This window comes from Rhizobium sp. A22-96 (assembly GCF_053521805.1).
The window spans coordinates 73,013-97,412 of sequence record NZ_JBNWDQ010000005.1 but is presented as its reverse complement, the minus strand read 5'-3'; the positions used below and the strand labels follow the sequence as shown (position 1 = coordinate 97,412).

Sequence of the window (24,400 nt, the reverse complement as noted above, 5' to 3'; positions counted from 1 at the left end):
TTATTGATTGCCTTAGCGGCATTTCAGCAAATCTGGCTTACACATGGTGATGCCCGCAGGAGGGGCCTTGCCGATGCTCGTTCGTCTCCTTGTCGTTGCCGGTGTTATTGCCGTTGGGGCTACCCAGGTGCCGATGCTCGTGAACGAATACGACAAAGCCACTCAGAAGCCGGTAACGGTAGAGGCGGTTTCACTTGCACCGGAGAAGGTCGAAGCTCCCGTTTCCTATGGCAGCGTTCTGCTGCGCGCCAATGCGGGCGACCACTATCAGGGCGACTTCACGATCAATGGCCGATCAGTGCACGGAATGATCGATACGGGCGCGACCTATGTCGCCATCAACGAAAGCACAGCGCGCGGCCTTGGCTTCAGCAGTGTCGATCTCGACTATCGCTACACGATCCAAACCGCGAACGGCGCTTCCAAGGTCGCCCTCGTCAAGCTCGATCGCCTGGAGATCGGCAATATAAGGGTCCGCGATGTCGAGGCTGTGGTGGCGAAAGACAATGCCTTGGTCACGTCGACCTTGATCGGCATGAGCTTCTTGAAGAGATTGAAGTCCTACAGCGTCCAGAACGACACGATGCGCCTGACGCAATAGCTGCGTGTCAGATCCGCGTGACGATGACGGGCGGCAGAGCGGGCGCGGCTTCGACGAGGCTATAGTTAGCCGCCAGGTCGGCTACGGCCTTTTCCGCGCTCGCCTCGTCCGTCGCATGAACGGTCGCGATACGATCGCCCTTGCTGACCTTCGTGCCGAGCGGCAGGATATCGCTGAAACCGACACGATGGTCGATCTTGTCCTGCGGACGACGGCGGCCGCCGCCGAGATCGATGACACTCATGCCAATCGCACGGGCGTCGCACGCGCCGAGCCAGCCGTCAGAAGAGGCCAGAACCGGCTTTTGCACGGGTGCAGCCGCCAGATATCGATCAGGGTTTTCGAGGAGGTCGGCCGGACCGCCGAGACCATGCACCATGCGGCCAAACACCTCGGCTGCCTTGCCGGAGGAAATGGCGTCGCGTGCCCTGCCCTCCGCCTCGGCCTTGCTCGCGGCGATGCCGGCCTGAACAAGCATCTCGACGGCAAAGGCCAACACGACCGTTTCCAGCCGTGTGCCCGCCTTCTTGCCCTTCAGGAAATCCAGGCAATTGCTTAGCTCGACGACATTACCGGCCGCATCGGCCAAAGGCTGGTTCATGTCGGTGATCAGTGCCGACGTTTTCACGCCGGCATCGTTGGCGACCTCCACCAGCGAGCGCGCCAGGGTCTCCGCCTCTTCCTGCGAGGTCATGAAGGCGCCGCTGCCAATCTTGACGTCGAGTACCAGGGTTTCCAGCCCAGCCGCCAGTTTCTTCGACAGGATCGAAGCGGTGATCAGGGGCGCGGAATCGACGGTCGCGGTAACATCCCGCACCGCGTAAAGCTTGCCGTCAGCGGGTGCGAGCGCGCTGGTCTGGCCGATGATGGCGCAGCCGACCTCGTCAACCACCTTGCGGAAACGGGCGGCATCCGGGGTAATTCCATAGCCGGGAATAGATTCCAACTTGTCGAGCGTGCCGCCGGTATGGCCGAGGCCCCGGCCGGAGATCATGGGGACTGCGAGGCCGCAAGCCGCGGCGACGGGGGCGAGCATCAGCGAGACGTTGTCGCCGACGCCACCCGTCGAATGCTTGTCGGCGATCGGCCTGCCGATGCCTTTCCAGGAGAGCGTATCGCCCGAGCGCGCCATGGCGAGCGTCAGGGCCACCGTCTCTTCCCGCGTCATGCCGCGAAACCATACGGCCATGGCAAATGCGCCGATCTGGCTTTCCGCCAATTCGCCGCGCGCCAATGCACCGACGAAGCCTTCGATGTCGGCGGCCGACAAAGTGCCGCCGTTCCGCTTCAGCCGGATGATTTCTTGCGGGATCATCGGATCAATAGCCTGACGACGCCGTCTTCGACTCTCCGCCGGCCAATACGCTGAGGATATCGTCGAGCAGGCTCGATGCGCCGAAACGGAAGGTCGAGGGCATGGCCCAATCCGGCGTCATGATGGTCTCGGCGAGGCTGAGATACAGTGCCGCATCGGCCACCGAACCGATACCGCCGGCTGGCTTGAAACCGACCTTGCGGCCGCTGGCGCGGATTGCCCGCAGCATGATGTCAGCCGTTTCGAGCGTCGCGTTGACGGCAACCTTGCCCGTGGAGGTCTTGATGAAATCGGAGCCGGCGTCGATGGCAAGCTCGGAGGCGCGCTGGATCAGCGCAACATCTTTCAGCTCACCGGTTTCAAGGATCGTCTTCAGGATGACCGGTCCCTTGCACTCGGCCTTGACGGCGGTGACCATATCGGTGACGGCCTGTTCATTGCCGGCCAGAAGCGCGCGATAGGGAATGACGAGGTCGATCTCGTCGGCGCCATCGGCAATGGCCTCGCGGGCTTCGGCAGCAACATCGGCAACTTCCATGTCGCCAGCCGGAAAATTCACCACGGTCGCGATCTTGACCGCATGGCCTGTGCCGAGAATGCCGCGCGCCTGGGCGACGAAACGCGGCCAGATGCAGATGGCGGCGGTATTGCCATAGGGCGACTGGGCGCGGGCGCAAAGCGTCTCGATCTGCTCGGGCGTGCAATCATCCTTGAGATTGGTGAGATCAAGCAGGGAAAGCGCAACGGCCGCCGTTTCTCTGAGGGAATGGCTCGTCATGGGGAATCTCCTCCGTCCGCAATCATTTCTTTCAGGATGGCGGCAAGACGCGCGCCACCGACCGGAGCCATGTCCTTCGTCTCGTCATGCGAGAGTTCACCGCCGGTCATGCCAGCACCATAGTTAGTGACGACAGAGGCAGCGGCAACCCTCAGGCCGAAAAGACGCGCCAGAATGACTTCCGGCACGGTCGACATGCCCACGGCATCGGCACCCAGAATACGCGCCATGCGGATTTCCGCCGGCGTTTCGAAGCTCGGTCCGGAGAACCACATATAGACGCCGTGTGACAGCTTGATCTCGGCCTTTTCCGCCGCCTTGCGCATGCGCATGATCAGATCACTATCATAGGCGCTGGTCATCCCGACGAAGCGCCTGTCGCTTTCCTCGCCGATCAGCGGGTTCATGCCGGAATAGTTGATGTGGTCGGTGATCTGCATCACCGATCCCGGCGGCATCTCCTCGCGCAGCGATCCGGCCGAATTGGTCAGGATCAGCGTATCGACGCCGAGCGCCTTCAGGGTCTCGATCGGCACGCGCATGGCGTTGGCGTCGCCCTTTTCGTAATAATGCACGCGGCCCGACAGCATGACCACCGGGACATCGCCAAGCTTGCCTGCAACCAGCGTGCCGGCATGGCCCGAGACTGCGCTGACGGGAAAGCCCGGCAGTTCGGCATAGGGGATGCGCAGGGCATCGCTCACCTGATCGACTAGCGAACCAAGGCCGGAGCCGAGGATGATGCCATAGCGCGGCTTCAGCTCGCCGAGCTTCTCCCCGAGCATATCGATGGCGGCACTCATCCGAGTATCTCGGTTTCAAAGCTGAAGGGCAGCAGCTCGTCCATGGTCATGGTCTTCCTCACGCCGGTTTCGTCGCAAAGATAGATCCGCGTTTCCTTGCTGGCAAATTCGGCGATCTTCTGCCGGCAGCCGCCGCAGGGCGGGCAGAGCGGCAGCTTTTCGGCGATGACGGCCATTTCGACGATCTTCTTGGCGCCGCCCATGATCATATGGCTGATCGCCGTGGGTTCGGCGCACCAGCCCTGTGGGAAGGACAGGTTCTCGATATTGGCGCCGGCATAGATCTTGCCGTCCTCGGCGCGGATCGCCGCGCCGACGGGGAATTTCGAATAGGGCGCATGAGCGAAAGCCATCGCTCCGCGCGCGGCTTCGAACAGATCGTGCGACATGGACTAGCGCTCCTTGGTATAGGGCACGCCACCGGCCTTCGGAGGCTTGGCGACGCCGATGAAGCCTGCGAGCAGGATACAGGTCAGAATATAGGGCAGCGCCTGGAAAATCTGTACCGGCGCCTCGCCAATGCCCGGAATCGTCTTGCCCTGCATGAAATTGGCGAAGGCATCGAGGAAACCGAACAGGAGGCAGGTGAACATGATCGGCACCGGCTTCCATTTGGCGAAGATCAGCGCGGCAAGAGCGATATACCCCTTGCCGGCCGACATATTGTTGATGAAGGCGGCCGACTGGGCGATGGAGAGATAGGTGCCGGAAAAGCCACAAAGAACGCCGGCGACGATCAACGACCTGTATCGCAGCCACTCGACCGAAATGCCGGCGGTATCGACGGCGCCGGGATTTTCACCGACGGCACGCAACCGCAGGCCGAAACGGGTGCGATAGAGGATCCACCAGGAAATCGGCACGGCGAGGAAGGCCAGATAGGTCAGGATATTATTGCCGGAAATGACATTGGCATAGAGCGGCCCGATGAAGGGTACGTCACGAATGGCATCGGCGCCCGGCAGGGTGATGGCGGAAAAGCGTGAGGTGGCCGGCAACGTCGGCGTGCGACCACCCTGCCCGAACCAGGCCTGGCCGAGAACAATGGTCAAGCCGGCCATCAGGAAGTTGATGGCGACGCCCGAGACGATCTGATTGCCGCGATTGGTGATCGAGGCAAAGCCGTGCAGCAGACCGACGGAAACCGACACAAAGACGCCGGCGCCAAGCCCGGCCCATGGCGAGCCGCTGATCGAGGCGACACAGGCTGCCGCAAAGGCTGATGCCAGCATCTTGCCTTCGAGACCGATGTCGAAAATGCCGGCACGCTCGGAAAACAGGCCCGCCAATGCGGTAAAGATCAGCGGAATCGACAGGCGAATGGTCGAGCCAAGTATGCTGATGAGAAGATCATAATAGTCAGTCATGTGATCCTCACGTCCTGGCGAATGTTTGATAGATACGCACGAGCGCCGGCCGGAACATATATTCCAGGGCGCCCGCGAACAGGATGACGAGACCCTGGATGACCACGATCATGTCACGCGTGATGTTCGGCATATCGAAGGATAGCGCGTCGCCACCCTGGTAGAGGATGCCGAACAGGATCGCCGCCAGAATAATGCCGAAAGGATGGTTCCGGCCCATCAGCGAGACGGCGATGCCGACGAACCCGGCACCGAGCACGAATTCGACCTGCAGGCGGGCCGACGAGCCCATGACCGGATTAAGCGCCATCATGCCGGCGAGACCGCCCGAGATCAGCATGGCGATGATGACTGTACGGGCATAGGGGATGCCGGCATAGACGGCGGCCGTCGGGCTGAGGCCGAGCGTGCGCATCTCATAACCGAGCTTGGTGCGCCAAACGAGCACCCAGACCAGCACGCACATGACCAGAGCAATCAGGAACGACACGTTCAAGGGTGCGGCACCGATGGTGGAGCCGAATATGGCCATCAGCCAGTCGAGCTTCGGCAGCTGACCACCCTCGAGGAAGGTGCGGGTTTCCGGCGCCATCTTGCCCTGCACGATCAGCACATGCACCAGGATGAAGTTCATCATCGCCGAGGCGATGAAGTTGAACATGATTGTGGTGATGACGACATGGCTGCCGCGCTTGGCCTGAAGCCAGGCGGGAATGAGCGCCCAGAGCGCACCGAAGATGGCTGCGCCGATCACCGCGAAGGGCATCGTCACATACCAGGGCACATATCTGTCCAGGGTCAGAGCGACCAGAGCACAGCCAAGGCCGCCGACATAGGCCTGGCCTTCCGAGCCGATATTGAACAGGCCGGCATGGATGGCGACGGCGACCGAAAGGCCAGTGAAGATGAAGCTCGTGGCATAGTAAAGGGTAAAGCCGATGCCCTCCCCGCTGCCGAGAGCGCCCTGCAGGAGCAGGACCAGCGCATCAAGCGGGCTCTCGCCGATGAACCAGACCACGAGGCCCGAGATCAGGAAAGCAACGATCAGGTTGAGGATGGGGATCAGGCCGTAATTGATCCAATTTGGAAGCGGAACGGAAGCGGTACTCATCAAGGCCTCACGCGGCAATGCCGGCCATCATCAGGCCGAGCGTTTGTTCACCGGCCTCGGCCGACTTTTCCCCGACCACATGGCCGGCGAACATGACAAGGATGCGGTCCGACAATGCGCGGATTTCATCCAGTTCCACTGAGACCAGCAGGATCGCCTTGCCGGCATCGCGCATCTCGATGATGCGGCGATGGATAAACTCGATTGCACCGATATCTACGCCGCGTGTCGGCTGTCCAATGAGGAGAGCCTTCGGATCGCGCTCGATTTCGCGGGCGACGACGATCTTCTGCTGGTTGCCGCCGGAGAAGTTGGCGGTCTTCAGCCGCGCATTCGGGGGGCGAATATCGTATTTCTCGATCTTCTCGATCGCGTCCTTGCGCATGGCGTCGAGATCGAGCATGCCGCCGCGCCCGTATTTGCGGTCGCGGTGATAGCCGAGCATGGAATTTTCATATTCCTCGAATTTGAGGACGAGGCCCATGTGGTGGCGATCTTCCGGAATATGGGCAAGGCCAAGGTCGCGAAGCACCGCTGGATCGGCGTTGCCGATCGGCTTGCCATGCAGGAGGATTTCGCCCGAGGCCGGCTTGCGGATGCCGGCAATGGCCTCCAGCAGCTCGGATTGACCGTTTCCGGCAACGCCGGCGATGCCGACAATCTCGCCGGCTCGGACATCGAAGGAGACATTGTCGACCATGGTGACGCCACGACCGTCCTTGACGGTGAGGTTGCGCACCGAAAGCAGGACATCGCCGGGATTGGGGGCGCCCTTCTCGACGCGCAGCAGCACGCGACGGCCGACCATCAGCTCGGCCAGTTCTTCCACCGTGGTTTCCGCCGTCTTGCGGGTGGCGACCATCTCGCCGCGGCGCATGACCGACACCGTATCGGTGATCGCCATGATTTCGCGCAGCTTGTGGGTAATGAGCAGGATCGTCTTGCCCTGGTCGCGCAGCACCCGAAGAATGCGGAACAGATTGTCGGCCTCGGCCGGTGTCAGAACGCCGGTGGGCTCATCGAGGATGAGGATCTCGGCGCCGCGATACATCGCCTTCAGGATCTCGACGCGCTGCTGCTGGCCAACGGGAAGCTCTTCGATCACCGCATCCGGATCGACGTCCAGGCCGTAATCCTTTTCCAGCCGGCTAAGTTCGGCGCGAGCGGCGGCAACGCCCTTGGCGAGCAGCGCGCCACCTTCGGCACCCAGCATCACGTTTTCAAGGACGGTAAAATTCTCGACCAGCATGAAGTGCTGATGCACCATGCCGATGCCGGCTGATATCGCCGCCTGGCTGTCGCGGATGGTGATGGCATTGCCGTTGACGCGGATCTCGCCGCTGTCGGCCTGATAGAATCCGTAGATGATCGACATCAGCGTCGATTTCCCGGCACCGTTCTCGCCGATGATCCCGTGGATCGAACCTTTGGCGACGGTCAGGTTGATATCTTTGTTGGCGTGGACAGCACCGAACTTCTTGTCGATGCCCACGAGCTCAATGGCAGAGGTCTGGCTCACAATAATAGGCTCCCGAAACCGGATTCAGGATAAGAAAAGGGCGTATGACGTTTTGATCCGTCATACGCCCTTGTTTCATATCAGCTCTTCGGGCAGGCGTTGTCGACCGTATAGTCGTGGACCTTGACGGTACCGGCGACGATATCGGCACGAGCCTTGTCGACAGCAGCCTGGATAGCCGCGGTGACGAGTGGCTTGTTATTGTCGTCGATAGCAACGGTGACGCCGTCTTCCTTCAGGCCGAGCTCCTGGGTGCCGGGCGTGAACTTGCCGTTCTTGGCATCGGAGAAGGCATTGTAGACGGCCAGGTCGACGCGCTTGACGACCGAGGTCAGAACCGAGCCCGGATGCAGGTAGTTCTGGTTGCTGTCGACGCCGATCGAAAGCTTCTTGTTGTCAGCAGCCGTCTGCAGCACGCCAAGGCCGGTCGCGCCGGCAGCCGCGTAAACAACGTCGGCGCCCTGGTCGATCTGGTTCTTGGTGAGCTCGCCGCCGCGAACCGGGTCGTTCCAGGCAGCGCCGGTCGTGCCGGTCATGTTCTGGAAGACTTCGATCTTCGGATTGGTGGCGCGGGCGCCCTGCTCGTAGCCACATTCGAACTTGCGGATCAGCGGAATGTCCATGCCGCCGACGAAGCCGACCTTGCCGGACTTCGAGGACAGAGCAGCCATGACGCCTGCGAGGTAGGAGCCTTCGTTTTCCTTGAACTTGACAGAGCGGACGTTCGGCAGATCAAGGCTGTCGTCGATCAGCACGAATTCGGTCTTCGGATATTCGGCAGCAACCTTCTGGAGAGCCGAGGTCCAGGCGAAGGAGACGGCGATGACCGGATTGAAGCCCTTGCTGGCGAAGTTGCGCAGCGCCTGTTCACCCTGGGTGTCGCCGGTCGGCTCGAAATCGCGATAAGCGATGCCGGTTTCCTTCTTGAACTTTTCAGCGCCGTTATAGGCAGATTCGTTGAACGACTTGTCGAACTTGCCGCCGGTTCCGTAGACGATCGCCGGCTTGATATCGGCCGCAAGCGCCGTCGCCGACATGGCGGCCAAGGCGAAAAGGGTCAGAAGGGATTTTTTCATGAGTCGCAGCCCTGTTGTTGCTATCTTTGTTGGGTCCTCCCGCAAGCCCGTTGACCGGGCATGTCTGCGGAACCGCCGGCCTCCCCCGAGGCCAAGCTAGCGAGCATCCTTGCATGGCTGCATGAAAAATTCACGAGAAATTTTTCAGTTGGTAAAATTTTGTGGGAATTGCTGAAAACCCGCTCAAAGGAGCCGTTTTTTAAACAATTTTGCTTTCAAACTGCGATTTTAATAGTCATTGAGGCGATTTTTACTTCCTTGCGGTCCACAGCCAGACCTGTCCGCGAGCGCCTTTTCCGGAAGCCCGAACTCCCCGAACAGCATAGCTCCCGGAGGCGCTTTACGACGCGTCAGGCGCTGAACCGACCGATCAGCGGCGGTCGTTTGTAAGCGATCATCCACAGCAGCAGCGAGATCACCAGGAATACGGCGAAAGCCGGCTGAAAAAGCAGCCATTGTATCGCCATGTCATAGAAGCGAGGGTGAACATAATAGGCGATCGCGGAGCGGACCGTGGCAAGCGATGATGGGCTGACGTCACTCCATGCGTCGCCCATCGGGGTCAATACTATTGCCGAGGCAGCAACCGACTGTATGGAATCGATGGTCCCGGCGATGACCGCAACCACCAGCGCGACGAGACTGGCAAAACGCAACAGGAAACGCATAAACTCCTCCGGATACTCAACTATCCTCGGCCATGCACGCTTGGCCGGTTGCACTATTTTTCCGTCCTTCATTGTAGATAAGTTGAGAATGAAACAAACGCAATGGAGGGCAAGCGCGTAGTTTTTTGTCCAGAAGTCAAAAAACTGTCAGATTCGGGTTGATCCCAGAAAATTCATCGGTATATATCGCGCCGTTCCCACAATAGCTCCTTTATCGGATGCGAAAGTGCAGATGGACAGGTGGCCGAGTGGTTTAAGGCGCACGCCTGGAACGCGTGTGTGCGTGAAAGCGTACCGTGGGTTCGAATCCCACCTTGTCCGCCATCTATCCCCGCTCGCACCGGAGACGTCAGTGACGGTATCGTGCCGAACGTGATGACGACCTTTCTTCCGCGCATTCAGATATAGCCGCATTTCTTGCTTTCGAGATCTGTCATCAAGCGGCCAGGGTGATCCTGAAGACTGAGCCAGCCGCCCGGTCACAGCAGCCAAAAGGCCCGGCCAACAATGTCGACCGAGCCCTCGATTAAGCGCTATCTGAAATTCCAATCCGCCAGCGGATCAGATCATCAAGGCGAGCCTCACGCCCCAAGCGGCAACTGCGCGAGATCCTCGAGCAGTTTCGGGCCGGTGGGTTCCCAGCCGAGCTTTTGACGCGTCTTGGCGCTGGAGGCATGCATGTCGCGTCCGGCAAACAGCGAGAGCCAGCCGAAATAGTCCTGCGTCTCTTCCCTGCTGATGGATTTGACCGGCAGGTTCAGGCGGCGGCCGATGGCCTCGGCAATATCGCGCATCGCCACGCCTTCCTCGGCAACCGCGTGGTACCGGGCATTCGGCTCGGCACGCTCGACGACAAGGCGATACAGGCGCGCGACGTCGGAGAAATGCGCGGCCGGCCAGCGTTCGATCCCATCTCCGACATAGGCGCAGACGCCCTTCTGCCTGAAGATCTCGATCAAGGGGGTGATAAGCCCCTGCGAGAGCGGATCATGCACTTGCGGAAGGCGCACGACGGAGACGTTGACGCCGATTTCGCTGGCGAGGATTGCCGCTTCCTCCGAAGCCGCACGGGGATGCTGGTCGGAGCCGGCGATGGCATTGTCTTCCCGGGCGGGTTCGCCCGGCACCGTATTGGCAATGGGCGTTCCCGAGGTGATGACCAGCGGCTTGGCCGTACCGGCAAGCGCCGAAGCCAAGGTTGCGATGACGCGGCGGTCGTCTTCGCAGTTGGCCACGAAATTCGAGAAGTCGTGGTTGAAAGCAAGATGGATGACGCCGTCCGCTTGCGACGCGCCGCTTTTCAGGATTTCGGCATCCTCGATCGTTCCTTGAAGAACCTCCGCACCGGCAGCAGCAAGCGCTACCGCCTTCTCTTTCGAGCGGCTGAGGCCAAGCACCTGATGGCCTGACGCGATCAATTCCTTCACAACATAAGAGCCGATATTTCCGGTGGCTCCAGTAACAAACACACGCATTGACACAGTCTCCTTATTTGCTGGAGACAAATCTCTGCCAATCGTTTATTCTGGTAAAGTAGTGACTTTATCATAGTAAAAGAACTAACAGGATGGCCGATCTCCTCGACACGGAAAACCCGCTCGGGACCTATCTCAGGGACCGTCGCAGCAAGCTTGACCCCTCTGCCCTCGGCTTCGCCTCAGAGCGGCGCCGGACGCCGGGGCTGCGGCGCGAGGAAGTGGCGCAGCGCGCCAATATTAGTCCGACATGGTACACATGGCTTGAGCAGGGGCGCGGCGGCGCGCCGTCTGCCGACGTGCTCGACCGCATCGCCCGCGCATTGATGCTGACGGAGGTCGAGCGGGAACATCTGTTCTTCCTCGGTCTCGGCCGCCCGCCAGAGGCTCACTACCGCAAGAATGATGGCGTGACACCGCGGCTGCAGCGCGTGCTCGATGCCCTCGAGCCATGTCCCGCACTTATCAGAACCGCAACCTGGGATGTCGTTGCCTGGAACCAGGCGTCGCGAGTGATGCTGGTGGATTACGAATCCCTGCCGCCGGGCGAGCGCAATATCCTGCGCTTCATCTTTCTCGATCCTCGCGCCCGTGCCGCGCAATATGATTGGGAAAGCGTGGCCCGTTTCACCCTCGGTGCATTCCGCATCGACGCCGCCCGCGCAGGCGCCGTCACCCAGATCGAGCCTTTCGTTGCCGAAATGTGCCGGCTCAGCCCGGAGTTCCGGGCCATGTGGCGGGACAATGATGTTCCCGGCACCCATACCGAAGCCGTCAAGCATATCCACCATCCGGTTCTCGGCCCGCTCTCTTTCGAATATTCGGCCTTTTCCGTCGACGGCCGAACGGACCTCAGCATGGTCGTCTATAACCCTGCAACGCCTGAGGATGCCGAGCGGATCAGCTCGCTATTGTCAATCTCGCCGTCGGCTCCCGTCGCCTCCGAGGGCGTTTGGCACGCCCTGAAATCCTGATAGTCCCAGACCCAGCTGGGGGAACAATTAACTCGGCGAGCATATAGGGCTGCCGGCAAGCATAAACGGGGGAGAGTGACCTGCATGAGCATAGAAAGCGACGCCCGTTTCTGGGACCGGGCTTCAAGCAACTACGCCAAGGGTGCGATCGCGGATCAGGCAGGGTATGAGCGCACGCTGGAGAGCACCCGCGCGCTGTTGAACTCAGGCGACAGGATATTGGAACTGGGCTGCGGAACCGGAACGACGGCGCTCAGGCTTGCGGGCGATGTTCAAGACTATCTTGCGACGGATATTTCCGCGCAGATGATTGCCATTGCCAGGGAGCGTCGGATCGACAATCCCATGGCGAACCTCAGATTCCGCACCACGACGGCGGAAGCCGTGACGCCCGGCCCGGTGCCATTTAATGCCGTTCTGGGATTCAATTATCTGCATCTGGTCCGCGATCTCCCGGGCACGCTGCGCCACATCCATGACCTGCTCACGGCCGATGGCCTGTTCATCTCCAAGACACCCTGCGTCGGTGAGATGAACCCACTCGTCCGGCTCGCCCTGTTGCCCGCCATGCAGGCGATCGGGAAGGCGCCCTATGCAGGCGTTTTTCGGGCATCGGAACTCAGCAAGCAAATATCTGCCGCTGGCTTCGATATCATCGCCACGGAAAATCACGCTACGAAGGGCAACGACAACCGGCCCTACATCGTGGCCCGCAAGAGGTAACGACGGCACTTCCGTGCCGGCACATGGCCCATCTTTCGATTGACGCCGGCACTAACTCCGCTCTAAATTCTCTCCGTCGAAAATGGCTGGCTTGGTCTCGGTAGGCCCAGGCCCTTCTCCTAAACGAGAAGCTCTCTTCCCACGCTCTGCGTGAGATCCCCCGACAGTCCCGGCGCCTTGCGCGCGTTCTGGGTCTGCCCGGTGGCCATCCGACGATGCTCCTTTGGCAGACCGTATTCGAAGGAGTCATTTTATGTTCGCAGTCGATAAATCTAAGCCCATCCTCGTCTATCTCGCCGGCGGCGTGCAGGGTGGCGCCGTCGTTCGCGCCGCACGTCAGCGCGGCTTCAAGGTCAGGGCGCTTGTCCGGGACCGGACGCAGGTTCCGGCACTGGCGGCGCTTGGCGTCGAGCTTGTGGAAGGCGATCTTCGCGATCCTGCATCGCTTCGCGCCGCCAGCGCGGGCATTGCCCATGCCGTGCTGCAGATCCCGATCGGATCACTGGAAGACATGCGCATTCAGGCTGAGAATGCTGTATCGGCGTCGCTCGTCAGCGGTCTCACCTCGATCATCCTGAAGCTCGCAAGCGCCAGCCGTCCTGTACCCTGCGAGGAGCCGAGCTTCGTCGCAAATGCGATGATCGAGGACGTGGCCCGCCGCTCAGGCCTGCCCTTCGTCATCGTGAGACCGACCATGTATCTCGACAATCTCCTGAAGCCTTCGGCGCGAGCTGACATTGTCGAGCATGGAATATTCGCGCCGCCCATTGCCGCGTCCCAGCGGATCGCATGGACATCGACGGATGATTGTGCCCGGGCGGCCGTGACCCTGCTCGAACGTGGCGTCGATGCCGGCGATCACCGTATCGCCGGGCCGGAAAGCGTTGGTGGCGATGAACTGGCGTTGAGGATCGGCGCGGGGCTCGGGCGCAGTGTCATTTATCGTCACCAGCAACTCGATGAATTCGAGCGGGATGTCGATGCCGCGATGGGGCCGGGAACCGGACGCCGCGTCGCATCCAAGTTCCGCTTCTTCGCAGCGCATCGGGAGGAAGCGGATGCGATATTGTCAGGGGCGTTCAAGCCGCAACCCAGCCTGGAGGATTTCCAGCCAACGGGTATCGAGGAATGGGTTCGCCAGCATAGGGCGGAGTTTTATGACGGCCAGGCCTAGATAAGACGCATCGATAACAGCAAGGACCCACGTGCTCTTGAGAAGCACGGGGTCTTTGCCACGGCTCCGAGAAACGGGAGCCTCAATCGTAGTAACCGGGAGCCTGCCTGAAGCGGGGCCAGGCTTCCGGATCATGCCCGGTAACGATCATCGCTCCAACCTGTTCGGCCACGGCGCGCAGTTTTTGAACCGACCGCACGGTGTCCACGGCCGAAGCGAGGAAGCCGGGCAGAGCCTTTTCGTTCCAGTGATCCAGCGTGTAGGCGGCATCGGCGGCCAGCAGGATTGCGCCTGATTTCGGCAGGTTTACCAGAAAGGACTGGTGGCCGACGCTATGACCCGGCGTGAACAGCATGTGCAGCGTGCCGTCGCCGTAAAGGTCATAACCATCCGTCGCAGCGCCCTCCAGAAATTGCCATTTCAACTCGGGACGATCGAAATCGCGGCGGACATAGGCGCCGGCGGCAAACCAGTCGGGCGTAAAGGCGTATTCATACTCCCGACGCTGGACGATGTGCGTCGCGTTGGGGAAGCGGCCGATGGCACCCGTATGGTCGGAATGGAGATGGGACAGCACGACCAAGCGAATGTCTTCGGGCGCAATGCCAATGCCAGCCAATTGCGCCACGCATCCCTGAGACTCGACCATGACGGGCTTGTAGTTGTCGACGGCATCGCCCCAATAGCCGCGGGGATCGGCCAGGCCTTCGGCGGCAAGCCCGCCGTCGATCACCACATGGCCCTTGGGATGGGTGAGAAGAAACCACGGCACGGGTATCTCATAGTCGACACCGTTACCCTCCCCCATCCTGATATTGTGGACCTTGCACCTCTGCGTGCCCGATTGAAACATGTATAGCCTGATGTCGCTCATCGCCCTACCTCTGGTGGATTTCGTTGACGTCATATCCCTTGTTTCGGCGATAGGCGGCGCGGCCGGTAGGCGGCATCGTCCATTTTCATTTATCGGTTGAGCCGATATATTGATTCCATGGATCTGCTGGTGGCAATGCGCGTCTATGTCAGGGTGGTGGAGCGTGGCAGCATGTCGGCGGCCGCGCGCGATCTCGGCATGGGTCAGCCCGCTGTCAGCGAGCGTATTGATCGGCTGGAGCAATATATCGGCGCGCGGCTGCTCCTGCGAAACACCCGCAAACTGTCCGTCACCGATGTCGGCGCGGCCTTCTACGAGCGCAGCAAGCAGGTTCTCGAAAGCGCGGCCGACGCTCTGACTGTGGTCAATGGCGACCAATCATTGCGCGGCATGCTGCGGATCGCCGCGCCTCATGGTGTGGGCGAAGTCATCCTGCCGTCGATCCTGCGCCAGATGCGCGAGCTTCATCCCTTGTTGAAAATCGAACTGATCCTCAACGACCGGATCGTCGACCCCGTTACCGAAGGCGTCGATATCTCGCTGCGCCTCGGCGATCTTGGCGAGGGCAGCTTCATTGCGAAAAAGTTCGGCCATGTCAGCCGCGTGCTGGTGGCGGCACCGAGCTACATCGAGCGGCACGGAGCGCCGGCAAGCCCCGACGAACTCGCCGACCATCCTTTTCTGCGAGTCAGCGGCCTGTTCAACAATGGGCGGCTTCCATTGGTCGGTCCCGATCAGCAAACCGAACTTGCCGCCATCGATAACGTTGTCAGCACCAGCCATTGGCGGCCCTTGCATGCCATGCTGCTGGATGGAGCAGGCATCGGCGTCTTGCAGGAACCGGTCTGCGCCAAAGATTTGGCCAGCGGTCGATTGCAGCGATTGCTCCCCGGATACATCGTGCCGGGTTTCGATCTTCACGCCCTCTATCCAGCCATCAGGCCCGTTCCGCCACGGATCAGGGCGATGCTGTCTCTGCTGGAGGAAAAGCTACCGACAATCCTGCCGGGCTGATGTCATCAAGATGAGTGTGAGCTCGACGGCAGCTAGGCATCACGCTAACCGATCTTCTGCGTCGCTATAGCGGGTGTCGCCCGCAGGGTCAGAGCCCAGAAGAGAAGCGTTGCCAGGCTGATGGCGGCGCCGGAGACGCAGACGCCGGTCCAGCCTGCATGCGCGTAGATGATCGTCGATGTCGAGGAACCGATAGCGCTGCCGATGGAGTAGAACACCATATAGGCGGCAGTAAGCCGGCTCTGCGCGTCCGGCCTGACGCGATAGATCATGCCCTGATTGGTGACGTGCGTCGCCTGCAGGCCGAAATCGATGACGAGGACGCCGACGATGAGCCACAGGATCGACTGATCCAGCATCGAGATCGGTAGCCAGGCAAACAACATCAGCGCAAGCGCTATCCCCGTTATTCTCTGCCCATGGCCGCGGTCGGCCCAGCGCCCTGCCCTGATGGCACCGAGCGCGCCGGCCGCTCCGGCAAGGCCGAACAGGCCAACCTCTGTGTGCGACATGAAGTAGGGTGCTGCCGTCAATGGCAGGACCAGCGGCGCCAGCAAGGTCGTGATGTTGGCGAAGATCAGCATGGCGATGACGGCACGGATGCGCAGGATGGGCTCCTCTACGAGCAGCGTCGCAAGAGAGCGGATGAGGCCGACATAGGAAAGGCCCGATTGCGGCCTCTGCTGGCGGGGCAGTGCCCGCCACAACAACAGCGCGATCACCAAGGTCAGCAGCGCCGAGACGATATAGACAGTCCGCCAGCCGGAGATATCCGTCAGCGTTCCGGCGACGCTTCGCGCCAACAGGATGCCGAGCACGATGCCGCTCGTGACCATGCCAACGATGTGACCTCGCTCCGAAGGGTGGGCGAGGCTCGCCGCATAGGCGACCAGCGCCTGCGTCACCACGGCCAGGAAGCCCACGGCAGCCATCGAGGCAAGCAGCATTGTCGCATCGGTGGAAAGGCTGACAGACACCAGTGCGAGGGCCGTCAGCAGCGATTGGATGATGATGAGCTTGCGCCGGTCAACCAGATCGCCGAGCGGCACCAGCAGGATCAGGCCCAATCCATAGCCGAGCTGCGTCGCGCCGACGATAAGCCCCGCGACTGTGCGCGAGAGGCCAAGATCATCGGCCATGACATCGAGAAGCGGATGGGCGAAATAGGCGTTGGCCACCGCCAGGCCACTGGCCACGGCAAACAGGAGGATGGTGGCGCGCGTTAACGGCGAACTGCTTTCGGCGAAGGGCTGCTCAGAATCGAGACGCGCGATATCGTTCGCGCCGCCTGCCGGCGGCACGTTTTGCCTGATGGTCATTGCAAACTCCCGTGCTTTTAGTTTAATAATAAAACCATCGATCGACTAACATTATTGGTTTAATAATGCAACCGATCTCGCAAGCAAATGATGGAGAGAGCTAGGCAAATGGTGGCGCGAAAGAGTCTCAAAGGCGATTATTGCCCGAGCGCGCGCTCATTGGACGTGATCGGCGATTGGTGGTCGCTGCTCATCGTACGCGATGCTTTCGACGGGCTGACGCGCTTCGGCGAGTTTCAAAAGAGCCTCGGCATCGCCAAGAACATTCTGACGGAGCGGCTGCGGACGCTGGTGTCGAGCGGCATTCTGGAGCTCGTTCCGACAAGCGAAGGCGGCACGCGCATGGAATATCGCCTGACCGCGATGGGAAAAGATCTCTTCCCCGTGATGGTGGCGCTTCGCCAGTTTGGCGAACGCCATCTCTTTGCACCGGCGGAAGAGCATTCGCTGCTGGTGGATCGGGCGAGCGGACAGCCCGTCCGCCTTGACATCAAGGCACAGGACGGCCGGTCCATCGGCCCGGATGAAACGGTTATTCTGAAGGTGCCCGAGGAAGAATAAGCTTCCCCAAACGTATCATCAAAACACCAACGATCGGTGCAGCTGCGCGCCGGCCCAAGCGCCATCACCGACAGCGAGCGTTACCGAGTGCGGGATGCGGGCGGCATCGCCGCAGGCAAAGGCTCCGGGGATGGTGGTTTCCTTCATGGCATCAGTCTGGATCTGCGTGCCGAAGGGCGTTTCCTCGATGGTGCAACCGAGATGTTCGGCGATCGGGGTCGCGGGTGAAACGCGCGATGCGGTGAAGAGCCCGGCGAACGGGAGAAGGCGGCCATCGGCAAGACGCACGTCGGCCTTGCCTTCCAGCCCTGTGACCAATGTTTCCTCGATAGTAACACCACGAGCGTCGAGATCGGCGCGTTGCTCGGCATCCGGAGTGAAGGATCCGTTGAGGAACAGCGTCACCTCTCCCCATTCCGGCAGCAACTGCGCCTGATGCACCGAGATCGGCCCGGTGGCGATACAGCCGATGCGGCCCTGATCAAGCTCGTAGCCATGGCAATAGGGGCAATGGAACACGCTCTTGCCCCAGCGCTCGCCGAGGCCCTCGATGGCGGGCAATGCGTCGGATACGCCGGTCGCAAAGAGAAGACGCCGGCCGTCATGGCGAACGCCATCGGCTGTCGTGACGGCAAAAGCGTCCTTTTCCCCCTCGACCCGCTCGGCCAGCCCCTCGACCCAGGTCAAGGTCGGATAGGCCAGAAGCTGTTCGCGCGCCTTGCCGGCGATCTCGGCGGGGTCGACGCCATCCTGCCCGAGAAAGCCGTGTGATTCTGCGGCGAAACGATTGCGGCGTTGGCCGGCGTCGATCACCAGCACCTTGCGGCGGGCACGGAGAAGCTGGAGGGCGGCTGCCATTCCGGCGTAGCTGCCCCCTATGACGATAACGTCATGGGTCATGACAATTTCCTTGTTTCACGCCAATCCGCATGACGCCGCGCGAAGTCGGCGGCGAGGTCGGCAAGGGTGACGGTTTCAAAACGCTTGAGCAGCAAGGCCTCGGCCTCGGCAAAGGCATCGTCGAGCACGAAATTGACCGCTTGTTCGACCAGACATTCGGGCGTTTCGTTACGATTGCCGATGGCGAAGACCGCAGGCTCGCCGAGCGCTTCATGCAACTGGCGCAGGGTTACCGTGCCAAGATCACTGGCAATCGTCCAGCCGCCGGTATGCCCCTTGGCCGAATGAACGATGCCGACCTCGCGCAGGAGCCCCATGGTGCGGCGCACGACGACCGGATTGGTGTTCATGCATTGCGCCAGGGTTTCGGATGTGACGGGGCCATCCTGCTCAGCCATGTGGAGCAGGGCGTGGAGGACGGAGGAAAGTCGGCTGTCTCTTTTCATGTAACTTCAATTATTACGATTCGAAGCGACATTCAAGAGCAAAACTATTTCCCATTGCGTTCCAGGAAACGGACACCGCTCGCCGAGGCACAGATGCGCACCTCATCGCCAAGCGACCATTCAGCCGCTCGTGCCGCCATAGTCGCCGGAACAGCTTCGGACCCTGGTCCCGCCGGGACATCGTAGGTGGCATGCGCATCATGCGGCAGCAGCACACCATAACCACGCTGCAGGGCCGCGCGCGCCGTCGCGGCGACACACATCTCCGAAAGCATGCCTGATATCACCAGGTCACGCACGCCGAACGAGGTCAGAATGGCGTCGAGATCGGTGCCGTCGAAGCCATCGTCATTGGTCTTTCTGATGACGAGTTCGCCGGATCGTGGTGGGAAATGGAGTTTCCATCCGGCCTGAAGCGGCTCGTCCGGTGCGCCTGCCGGGCCATCGTTCTGCAGGAATATCACCGGCGCCCAGGCGGACCGGGCCTTCTCGAGCAGGAGCTCCACCATTGATGTCAACGTAGCATGGCCGGGAACCGCACCGGGGCCTTCCACGAAGGCATTCTGCACATCGACGACGAGCAGGGCATCGACCGGCTTGCCGAGATCGCGGGTCAATTCGTGCTTTTCTTCCATCGATACGCCTGCTTAGTGTTCCGAAGCTCCACACCATATGGATGCCGCGCAATGAGAGTTCAAAGCCTTCGGCATCGCTTCCAAGTGGGCCATCGGCGGTCAGGCAATGATGAAGACCTTACAAAAAGGCCTTCACGACCATTTCCACGCCGAGAAGAAGAAGGCAGACCAGAAACCAGCGCCGGAAGGTCGCGGGACTGACGCGGTTGCGGATGATCTGCCCGGCCCACATGCCCGCCAGCGCCGGGACGATCGCAAGGGCCGACAGTGCGAGATTGTCGATGCGAAAGGCGCCATGCCATGCCAGCGCGCCGGCCAGCGCCACCGTGGAAACGGTAAAGGAGAGGCCGAGCGCCTGCACCAGATCGTCCTTTTCGAGGCCGAGCGCCTGTAGATAGGGCACTGCAGGCACGACGAAGACGCCTGTGGCACCTGTCAGCAGGCCGGTCACGAGGCCGATGACCGGTGAAAGCATCGGCTCCAGCTTCGGCGGCACACGGATCTGGCGGGCGAGCAGCGCATGGGCTGCATAGAGCGCGAGCGCGGCACCCAGGGCACCCGTCGTCACCAGCGAATTGCCGCTGGTGAGCAAGGATGAGCCGACAAAGGTGCCGATGACGACCGCCAGCACCAGCAGCCAGAACCGCTGCGCAAGCTTGCCAAAACTCGGACCCGCCAGCAATTGCCAGACATTGGTCACGAAGGACGGGACGATCAGCAGGCTGGCTGCCGTCAGCGGCGAGATCAATGCGCCCAGCACGCCCATCGCCACCGTCGGCAGCCCCATGCCGGTCACGCCCTTGACGATGCCGGCGGCAAAGAAGGTGGCGAAGATTGCGGCAATGAGCGGTATCGAATGATCCATCATGCCCTTCCCTAGCAAATCCGGAGCCGGGCACAATGCGGATGAAGCGAAGTCAGGCTTCGGCTATGCCGAAGGCTGGAGATGCGATATTCTCGTTTCATGCGCTTCGATCTGACCGACCTTCGCCTCTTCCTCGCCGTCGTGGATGCCGGAAGCATCACTCATGGGGCGGCCGATGTCGGACTTTCGCTGCCGGCCGCCAGCGAACGGCTGCGCGACATGGAGGCCAATGGCGGCGTGCAGCTTCTGGAGCGCGGGCGACGCGGTGTGACACCGACACCGGCCGGTGAGGCACTGGCGCATCATGCCAGGCTGATCCAGCGGCAACTGGCGCAGATGCGCGGCGAGCTTGGCGAACATGCAAGCGGCCTGCGGGCGACCATCCGGCTTGTCGCCAACACCGCCTCGATTGCCGAATTCCTGCCGCAGCGGCTTGGAGATTGGATGGCTGCGCATCCGCGTGTCGATATCGAACTCAGGGAGCGCCAGAGCATCGAGATCGCCAGGGCCGTTTCGTCCGGGCTGGCGGAGATCGGCATTCTCTCGGATGCCGTCAACACGTCGGGCCTGGTGCTGCGGCCCTTCGCCATCGACCGGCTTGTCGTGGTCATGCCGCGTGACCATGCGCATGCGGCGGAGAAGAAGATCGCTTTTGCCGAGATCTTGCACGAGCATTTTGTCGGGCTCGCGAGCGGCGCGCTGCAGGATCATATCGACGCGCAGGCTGCCCGGCTCGGCACGCGGCTGAAGATGCGCGTGCGGATGCGGACCTTCGAGAGCATCTGCCAGATGGCCGCCCAGGGTATAGGCCTCGGCATCGTGCCCGAAACGGCGGCGCGGCGGTGCGGCCGATCCGCAGGGATTGTCGCATTGCGGCTCACAGACGGCTGGGCCACGCGCCAGCTGTCGGTCTGCACACGTTCGCTGGAAGAGCTGCCGCCGCCGGCCCTGGATCTTTTCGAGCATCTGGCGGCGCGCTGACCAAAACTCCTTATTGAATAAGCAATGGCTGATCGAATAGGCTCGCCCGCGTGGCTGTCTGGGGGAGACAGTTCGTTGGGAGGTCAACATGGAAATTCAGGACGACGATCTCGATCGATTCGAGGCGGAGGGGGCAGCACCCCTGCCGGACACGGAGGCGAGCGGCCACGTCGACCATGACGGTATCAGCATATGGTACGCGTCCTATGGCAGCGGCGCACCGGTGATCCTTCTGCATGGAGGCTTGGGAAACAGCGGTAACTGGGGCTATCAGGTGCCGGCGCTGATTGACGCCGGCCATCGCGTCATCGTCATCGACAGTCGCGGCCATGGTCGCAGCACGCGGGATGCGCGGCCCTATTCTTACGAGCTGATGGCGTCCGACGTTCTGGCCGTGATGGATCGGCTGGGGATCGCAAAAGCCGCCATCGCCGGGTGGAGCGATGGTGCCTGCACGGGCATGATCCTTGGAAGAACCCATCCGGAGCGTATTTCCGGGGTCTTCTTCTTTGCCTGCAACATGGACCCGAGCGGCACCAAGGAATTTGTGCTCACGCCGATCGTCGAGCACTGCTTCTCTCGTCACACCAAGGATTACGCCGCCCTGTCGCCGACGCCTGATGCGTTCGATGCTTTTGTTCAAGCCGTCAGCCTGATGCAACAAACGGAGCCGAACTATAGCACGGACGATCTGGCCGAGATCCATGTACCCGTGGCCATCGTTCACAGCGAGCATGACGAGTTCATCAAACGCGAACATGCCGACTATCTTGCGCGGCATATTCCGGGCGCGGAACTCGTTATTCTCCCCGGCGTCAGCCACTTCGCGCCATTGCAGCGGCCAGCGCAATTCAACGCGGCCTTATTCGCCTTCCTCGCTCGGATTTCGGCCTGATACGAGATTCAGTTGCGCACGTCCGATTGTTGGAATAAATGATGAGCATCATCTTATTCGACACTCCGGTGACCGATTCGCCACTGACAGGCCCTTCCGCCCCGGGGAGCAAAATCAGCTCCAGGCAGGAGAATTTCATGACAGCTTCTTTGTTTTCACCGCTTGCCGTTGGTCCCCTCGAACTATCGCACCGCATCGTCATGGCGCCGGTGACCCGCATGCGGGCAAGCCAGCCCGGCAATGTGCCTTCGGCTTTGAACGCCGAATATTATGCGCAGCGTGCCAGCGAGGGCGGGCTGATTATTTCCGAGGGATCGCAGGTTTCGCCCATCGGACAGGGCATGCCGGCAACGCCGGGCATTTACACCGCCGAACAGATCGCCGGCTGGAAGGCCGTAACCGATGGGGTCCACTGTAGGGGTGGCAAGATCTTCCTCCAGCTCTGGCATGTCGGCCGCATCTCGCATTCCTCGCACCACCCCGATGGCGCTCTGCCGATTGCCCCTTCCGCCATCGCCGCCAAGGGGCAGGCCTTCACCGCCTCGTTCGAGCGCGTGCCCTTCGAGACGCCACAGGCGATCGACATCGATCTCATGCCGCTGTTGATCGACATCTATGCGCAAGCGGCCGCCAATGCGAAGCAGGCGGGATTCGACGGCGTGGAGATTCACGGCGCCAACGGCTATCTGATCGAGCAGTTCCTGCAGGCGCGCACCAACCAGCGCACCGACCAGTATGGCGGCTCGATCGACAACCGCACGCGACTGCTGCTCGAAGTCGTCGAGGCGGTTTCCAAGGTCTGGGGTTCAACCCGCGTCGGCGTCCGTCTTTCGCCCTTCGGCATTGCCAATGACAGCGGCGAGGACGACCCTTTGCGCCTTTACGGCCATGTCATTCGCGAGCTGGATCGGCTGCATCTCGCCTATCTGCATCTGATCGAACCGCGCGCCAGTGGTGCCGGCTTCGCCGAGGTCGACCACAAGAACGTGCCATCGGCGGCGGAACTGTTTCGTCCCGCCTGGTCGGGCACATTGATCGCGGCTGGAAACTTCCGGCCCGAGAGTGCTCAAGCCGCGCTTGCCGCAGGCCACGCCGATGCCATCGCCTTCGGACGGCTCTTCATCGCCAATCCCGATCTGCCGGAGCGTATCCGTCGCGGCGCCCCGCTCAACCCCTATCATCGCCCAACCTTCTATGGCGGTGGCGCCGAGGGCTATACCGACTATCCAACACTCGATGCCAGGGAGGCCGCCGAATGAGTATGCCAAGCGCCATTATCGTTGGGGTGGGGGCAGAACAGGGACTGGGCGCCGCGCTTTGCCGGCTTCTCGCCGGCAAGGGCTACCATGTCGTCATCGCTGGGCGGACACCGGCCAAGATCGATCAGGTCGCCGAAACCATCAGGGCATCCGGCGGCAGTGCCGAAGCCATCGAAACGGATGCGACCGACGAAGCGGCTGTCGTGCGGCTGTTCGAGCACGCCTTTACGGCCCGGGATGGCATAGCAGCGCCCGACTTCATCGTCTTCAACGCCGGCATCAACCGCCCCATCGGCTTTCGCGATCTGACGGCCGCCCAGTTCGAGGAATTCTGGCGCATCTGCTGTTTCGGCGGTTTTCTCGTCGGGCGCGAGGCGGCTCGTCATCTCACGCCGCTCGGCCGCGGCACCGTGATCTTCACCGGCGCTTCCGCCAGCCTGCGCGGCAAGGCGGGCTATGCCCAATTCGCCGCCGCCAAGGCAGGCTTGAGAATGATCAGCCAGAGCATGGCGCGGGAGTTCGGACCACTCGGACTGCATGTCGCCCATACCATTATCGATGGCGGCATTGATGGCGAGCGGCTGCGCGCGCGGCGACCCGATATGGACGCCAGCGGCTTGCTGAACATCGACGCCATCGCCGAAAGCTATTGGCACATTCACCGCCAGCATCCTTCGGCCTGGACGCAAGAACTGGATTTGCGCCCCTACAAGGAAAATTTCTGAGGCCGCTAGCCGAGGCAGATCCTAGCAATTCCGTGACAGCGCCTTCGCGATGGCGAGGAATTTTGGCTGGGCGGCATCGCCTGGGTTGCAATGACCGACATCGGCACGACTTTCGGTCAAGGACATTTCGCTCGTGATCGTAAAGGACCATGCGGACGGACGTTTCCGACTGCGACGGAAGAGGTGGCGGAGACGGTCAAGGATACCGTGCGTGGCGACCCGATCCTTATCCGCAGCGCTGCACGGCTCAACGGCATTCGGGTTTTCTGGATCACCCCAACGATCGAAATAGAGATCCTTGAAGAAGTGATTGGTTGACATTGTCACTACCTTTTGAATCGA

The 24,400-nt window shown here is 61.3% G+C and carries 27 protein-coding genes and 1 tRNA gene; 12 read left to right on the top strand and 16 right to left on the bottom strand.

Translation table 11 applies throughout. From position 1 onward, the window contains the following. Window positions 1–73: 73 nt before the first annotated feature. Complete coding sequence (locus ACQZ6F_RS21950; protein ID WP_449096012.1) at window positions 74–601, top strand: TIGR02281 family clan AA aspartic protease; 528 nt, start codon at window positions 74–76, stop codon at window positions 599–601. Between the two features lie 7 nt (window positions 602–608). On the opposite strand, the gene deoA is transcribed toward ACQZ6F_RS21950, so the two are convergent. The 9 genes from deoA to ACQZ6F_RS21905 all read right to left on the bottom strand — a co-directional run bounded on the left by deoA (window position 609) and on the right by ACQZ6F_RS21905 (window position 9,238). Further along, a complete protein-coding gene (deoA, locus tag ACQZ6F_RS21945) occupies window positions 609–1,916 on the bottom strand; it encodes a thymidine phosphorylase (RefSeq protein WP_449096013.1) in 1,308 nt (435 codons plus the stop codon). A 4-nt stretch (window positions 1,917–1,920) separates the two neighbouring features. Then, on the bottom strand, window positions 1,921–2,694 hold the full coding sequence (gene deoC / locus ACQZ6F_RS21940; RefSeq protein WP_449096014.1) for a deoxyribose-phosphate aldolase: 774 nt from the start codon (window positions 2,692–2,694) through the stop codon (window positions 1,921–1,923). After that, entirely contained in the window at window positions 2,691–3,497 is an 807-nt protein-coding gene (locus tag ACQZ6F_RS21935) for a purine-nucleoside phosphorylase (protein WP_077468373.1), read from the bottom strand. Before ACQZ6F_RS21935 ends, deoC begins: the two co-directional genes overlap by 4 nt. After that, a complete protein-coding gene (locus tag ACQZ6F_RS21930; protein WP_068400908.1) occupies window positions 3,494–3,886 on the bottom strand; it encodes a cytidine deaminase in 393 nt (130 codons plus the stop codon). The genes ACQZ6F_RS21935 and ACQZ6F_RS21930 overlap by 4 nt, the downstream gene beginning before the upstream one ends. 3 nt (window positions 3,887–3,889) lie before the next feature. Beyond that, entirely contained in the window at window positions 3,890–4,864 is a 975-nt protein-coding gene (locus tag ACQZ6F_RS21925; RefSeq protein WP_068400910.1) for an ABC transporter permease, read from the bottom strand. A 7-nt stretch (window positions 4,865–4,871) separates the two neighbouring features. After that, window positions 4,872–5,975, bottom strand: a complete 1,104-nt coding sequence (locus ACQZ6F_RS21920) for an ABC transporter permease (protein ID WP_077468724.1) — start codon at window positions 5,973–5,975, stop codon at window positions 4,872–4,874. A 7-nt stretch (window positions 5,976–5,982) separates the two neighbouring features. Beyond that, window positions 5,983–7,494, bottom strand: a complete 1,512-nt coding sequence (locus tag ACQZ6F_RS21915; RefSeq protein WP_077468371.1) for an ABC transporter ATP-binding protein — start codon at window positions 7,492–7,494, stop codon at window positions 5,983–5,985. A gap of 80 nt (window positions 7,495–7,574) precedes the next feature. Further along, complete coding sequence (locus tag ACQZ6F_RS21910; protein ID WP_068400919.1) at window positions 7,575–8,570, bottom strand: BMP family lipoprotein; 996 nt, start codon at window positions 8,568–8,570, stop codon at window positions 7,575–7,577. A gap of 350 nt (window positions 8,571–8,920) precedes the next feature. Next, window positions 8,921–9,238, bottom strand: a complete 318-nt coding sequence (locus ACQZ6F_RS21905) for a hypothetical protein (RefSeq protein ID WP_077468370.1) — start codon at window positions 9,236–9,238, stop codon at window positions 8,921–8,923. 234 nt (window positions 9,239–9,472) lie between these two features. Here ACQZ6F_RS21905 and ACQZ6F_RS21900 point away from each other — a divergent pair. Continuing rightward, window positions 9,473–9,562: transfer RNA gene (locus ACQZ6F_RS21900), tRNA-Ser, on the top strand. Window positions 9,563–9,819: 257 nt separating this feature from the next. On the opposite strand, the gene ACQZ6F_RS21895 is transcribed toward ACQZ6F_RS21900, so the two are convergent. Further along, window positions 9,820–10,713, bottom strand: coding sequence for an SDR family oxidoreductase (locus ACQZ6F_RS21895; RefSeq protein ID WP_449096015.1), 894 nt, complete (start codon window positions 10,711–10,713; stop codon window positions 9,820–9,822). Window positions 10,714–10,805: 92 nt separating this feature from the next. On the opposite strand from ACQZ6F_RS21895, the gene ACQZ6F_RS21890 reads away from it, so the two are divergent. From ACQZ6F_RS21890 to ACQZ6F_RS21880, 3 genes are all read left to right on the top strand, one after another. Then, window positions 10,806–11,687 (top strand): helix-turn-helix transcriptional regulator, encoded by an 882-nt coding sequence (locus ACQZ6F_RS21890; RefSeq protein WP_068400930.1) that lies wholly within the window; start codon window positions 10,806–10,808, stop codon window positions 11,685–11,687. An 84-nt stretch (window positions 11,688–11,771) separates the two neighbouring features. Beyond that, the gene (locus ACQZ6F_RS21885; protein ID WP_449096016.1) at window positions 11,772–12,410 is read left to right on the top strand and encodes a class I SAM-dependent methyltransferase; all 639 of its coding nucleotides are present in this window, start codon (window positions 11,772–11,774) and stop codon (window positions 12,408–12,410) included. A 253-nt stretch (window positions 12,411–12,663) separates the two neighbouring features. Next, a complete protein-coding gene (locus ACQZ6F_RS21880; protein WP_449096017.1) occupies window positions 12,664–13,584 on the top strand; it encodes an SDR family oxidoreductase in 921 nt (306 codons plus the stop codon). Window positions 13,585–13,666: 82 nt separating this feature from the next. On the opposite strand, the gene attM is transcribed toward ACQZ6F_RS21880, so the two are convergent. Further along, complete coding sequence (gene attM, locus ACQZ6F_RS21875; RefSeq protein ID WP_449096018.1) at window positions 13,667–14,458, bottom strand: AttM family quorum-quenching N-acyl homoserine lactonase; 792 nt, start codon at window positions 14,456–14,458, stop codon at window positions 13,667–13,669. A 117-nt stretch (window positions 14,459–14,575) separates the two neighbouring features. Here attM and ACQZ6F_RS21870 point away from each other — a divergent pair, with 117 nt between their 5' ends. Next, window positions 14,576–15,472, top strand: coding sequence for a LysR family transcriptional regulator (locus ACQZ6F_RS21870; protein WP_077468364.1), 897 nt, complete (start codon window positions 14,576–14,578; stop codon window positions 15,470–15,472). 44 nt (window positions 15,473–15,516) lie between these two features. Here the strand turns inward: ACQZ6F_RS21870 and ACQZ6F_RS21865 are convergent, their stop codons facing one another. Then, window positions 15,517–16,791: an MFS transporter gene (locus ACQZ6F_RS21865; RefSeq protein ID WP_077468363.1), complete on the bottom strand. Its 1,275-nt coding sequence runs from the start codon at window positions 16,789–16,791 to the stop codon at window positions 15,517–15,519. 108 nt (window positions 16,792–16,899) lie between these two features. Between ACQZ6F_RS21865 and ACQZ6F_RS21860 the strand changes: the two genes are divergently transcribed. Continuing rightward, window positions 16,900–17,352, top strand: coding sequence for a winged helix-turn-helix transcriptional regulator (locus tag ACQZ6F_RS21860; RefSeq protein ID WP_449096019.1), 453 nt, complete (start codon window positions 16,900–16,902; stop codon window positions 17,350–17,352). Between the two features lie 18 nt (window positions 17,353–17,370). Here the strand turns inward: ACQZ6F_RS21860 and ACQZ6F_RS21855 are convergent, their stop codons facing one another. The 4 genes from ACQZ6F_RS21855 to ACQZ6F_RS21840 form a co-directional block, all read right to left on the bottom strand. Beyond that, window positions 17,371–18,252, bottom strand: a complete 882-nt coding sequence (locus ACQZ6F_RS21855) for an NAD(P)/FAD-dependent oxidoreductase (protein WP_449096020.1) — start codon at window positions 18,250–18,252, stop codon at window positions 17,371–17,373. Then, window positions 18,249–18,698, bottom strand: a complete 450-nt coding sequence (locus ACQZ6F_RS21850; RefSeq protein ID WP_449096021.1) for an Rrf2 family transcriptional regulator — start codon at window positions 18,696–18,698, stop codon at window positions 18,249–18,251. The genes ACQZ6F_RS21855 and ACQZ6F_RS21850 overlap by 4 nt, the downstream gene beginning before the upstream one ends. Window positions 18,699–18,742: 44 nt before the next feature. Continuing rightward, window positions 18,743–19,333: an isochorismatase family protein gene (locus ACQZ6F_RS21845; RefSeq protein ID WP_449096022.1), complete on the bottom strand. Its 591-nt coding sequence runs from the start codon at window positions 19,331–19,333 to the stop codon at window positions 18,743–18,745. Between the two features lie 118 nt (window positions 19,334–19,451). Next, the gene (locus ACQZ6F_RS21840; protein ID WP_449096023.1) at window positions 19,452–20,201 is read right to left on the bottom strand and encodes a sulfite exporter TauE/SafE family protein; all 750 of its coding nucleotides are present in this window, start codon (window positions 20,199–20,201) and stop codon (window positions 19,452–19,454) included. 96 nt (window positions 20,202–20,297) lie between these two features. On the opposite strand from ACQZ6F_RS21840, the gene ACQZ6F_RS21835 reads away from it, so the two are divergent. The 5 genes from ACQZ6F_RS21835 to ACQZ6F_RS21815 all read left to right on the top strand — a co-directional run bounded on the left by ACQZ6F_RS21835 (window position 20,298) and on the right by ACQZ6F_RS21815 (window position 24,376). Beyond that, entirely contained in the window at window positions 20,298–21,179 is an 882-nt protein-coding gene (locus ACQZ6F_RS21835) for a LysR family transcriptional regulator (RefSeq protein ID WP_449096075.1), read from the top strand. A gap of 88 nt (window positions 21,180–21,267) precedes the next feature. Further along, on the top strand, window positions 21,268–22,074 hold the full coding sequence (locus tag ACQZ6F_RS21830) for an alpha/beta fold hydrolase (protein WP_449096024.1): 807 nt from the start codon (window positions 21,268–21,270) through the stop codon (window positions 22,072–22,074). A 137-nt stretch (window positions 22,075–22,211) separates the two neighbouring features. After that, window positions 22,212–23,333: an alkene reductase gene (locus ACQZ6F_RS21825; protein WP_449096025.1), complete on the top strand. Its 1,122-nt coding sequence runs from the start codon at window positions 22,212–22,214 to the stop codon at window positions 23,331–23,333. Then, window positions 23,330–24,058 (top strand): SDR family NAD(P)-dependent oxidoreductase, encoded by a 729-nt coding sequence (locus ACQZ6F_RS21820; RefSeq protein WP_449096026.1) that lies wholly within the window; start codon window positions 23,330–23,332, stop codon window positions 24,056–24,058. The genes ACQZ6F_RS21825 and ACQZ6F_RS21820 overlap by 4 nt, the downstream gene beginning before the upstream one ends. Window positions 24,059–24,148: 90 nt before the next feature. After that, window positions 24,149–24,376, top strand: coding sequence for a hypothetical protein (locus tag ACQZ6F_RS21815; RefSeq protein WP_449096027.1), 228 nt, complete (start codon window positions 24,149–24,151; stop codon window positions 24,374–24,376). Window positions 24,377–24,400: the final 24 nt, after the last annotated feature.

Excerpts from the sequence above, each read along its gene's own strand:
- ACQZ6F_RS21950 (WP_449096012.1), top strand. The coding sequence starts at position 74 with ATGCTCGTTCGTCTCCTTGTCGTTGCCGGTGTTATTGCCGTTGGGGCT.
- deoA (WP_449096013.1), bottom strand. The coding sequence starts at position 1,916 with ATGATCCCGCAAGAAATCATCCGGCTGAAGCGGAACGGCGGCACTTTG.
- deoC (WP_449096014.1), bottom strand. The coding sequence starts at position 2,694 with ATGACGAGCCATTCCCTCAGAGAAACGGCGGCCGTTGCGCTTTCCCTG.
- ACQZ6F_RS21935 (WP_077468373.1), bottom strand. The coding sequence starts at position 3,497 with ATGAGTGCCGCCATCGATATGCTCGGGGAGAAGCTCGGCGAGCTGAAG.
- ACQZ6F_RS21930 (WP_068400908.1), bottom strand. The coding sequence starts at position 3,886 with ATGTCGCACGATCTGTTCGAAGCCGCGCGCGGAGCGATGGCTTTCGCT.
- ACQZ6F_RS21925 (WP_068400910.1), bottom strand. The coding sequence starts at position 4,864 with ATGACTGACTATTATGATCTTCTCATCAGCATACTTGGCTCGACCATT.
- ACQZ6F_RS21920 (WP_077468724.1), bottom strand. The coding sequence starts at position 5,975 with ATGAGTACCGCTTCCGTTCCGCTTCCAAATTGGATCAATTACGGCCTG.
- ACQZ6F_RS21910 (WP_068400919.1), bottom strand. The coding sequence starts at position 8,570 with ATGAAAAAATCCCTTCTGACCCTTTTCGCCTTGGCCGCCATGTCGGCG.
- ACQZ6F_RS21905 (WP_077468370.1), bottom strand. The coding sequence starts at position 9,238 with ATGCGTTTCCTGTTGCGTTTTGCCAGTCTCGTCGCGCTGGTGGTTGCG.
- ACQZ6F_RS21895 (WP_449096015.1), bottom strand. The coding sequence starts at position 10,713 with ATGCGTGTGTTTGTTACTGGAGCCACCGGAAATATCGGCTCTTATGTT.
- ACQZ6F_RS21890 (WP_068400930.1), top strand. The coding sequence starts at position 10,806 with ATGGCCGATCTCCTCGACACGGAAAACCCGCTCGGGACCTATCTCAGG.
- ACQZ6F_RS21885 (WP_449096016.1), top strand. The coding sequence starts at position 11,772 with ATGAGCATAGAAAGCGACGCCCGTTTCTGGGACCGGGCTTCAAGCAAC.
- ACQZ6F_RS21880 (WP_449096017.1), top strand. The coding sequence starts at position 12,664 with ATGTTCGCAGTCGATAAATCTAAGCCCATCCTCGTCTATCTCGCCGGC.
- attM (WP_449096018.1), bottom strand. The coding sequence starts at position 14,458 with ATGAGCGACATCAGGCTATACATGTTTCAATCGGGCACGCAGAGGTGC.
- ACQZ6F_RS21870 (WP_077468364.1), top strand. The coding sequence starts at position 14,576 with ATGGATCTGCTGGTGGCAATGCGCGTCTATGTCAGGGTGGTGGAGCGT.
- ACQZ6F_RS21865 (WP_077468363.1), bottom strand. The coding sequence starts at position 16,791 with ATGACCATCAGGCAAAACGTGCCGCCGGCAGGCGGCGCGAACGATATC.
- ACQZ6F_RS21860 (WP_449096019.1), top strand. The coding sequence starts at position 16,900 with ATGGTGGCGCGAAAGAGTCTCAAAGGCGATTATTGCCCGAGCGCGCGC.
- ACQZ6F_RS21855 (WP_449096020.1), bottom strand. The coding sequence starts at position 18,252 with ATGACCCATGACGTTATCGTCATAGGGGGCAGCTACGCCGGAATGGCA.
- ACQZ6F_RS21850 (WP_449096021.1), bottom strand. The coding sequence starts at position 18,698 with ATGAAAAGAGACAGCCGACTTTCCTCCGTCCTCCACGCCCTGCTCCAC.
- ACQZ6F_RS21845 (WP_449096022.1), bottom strand. The coding sequence starts at position 19,333 with ATGGAAGAAAAGCACGAATTGACCCGCGATCTCGGCAAGCCGGTCGAT.
- ACQZ6F_RS21840 (WP_449096023.1), bottom strand. The coding sequence starts at position 20,201 with ATGATGGATCATTCGATACCGCTCATTGCCGCAATCTTCGCCACCTTC.
- ACQZ6F_RS21835 (WP_449096075.1), top strand. The coding sequence starts at position 20,298 with ATGCGCTTCGATCTGACCGACCTTCGCCTCTTCCTCGCCGTCGTGGAT.
- ACQZ6F_RS21830 (WP_449096024.1), top strand. The coding sequence starts at position 21,268 with ATGGAAATTCAGGACGACGATCTCGATCGATTCGAGGCGGAGGGGGCA.
- ACQZ6F_RS21825 (WP_449096025.1), top strand. The coding sequence starts at position 22,212 with ATGACAGCTTCTTTGTTTTCACCGCTTGCCGTTGGTCCCCTCGAACTA.
- ACQZ6F_RS21820 (WP_449096026.1), top strand. The coding sequence starts at position 23,330 with ATGAGTATGCCAAGCGCCATTATCGTTGGGGTGGGGGCAGAACAGGGA.
- ACQZ6F_RS21815 (WP_449096027.1), top strand. The coding sequence starts at position 24,149 with ATGACCGACATCGGCACGACTTTCGGTCAAGGACATTTCGCTCGTGAT.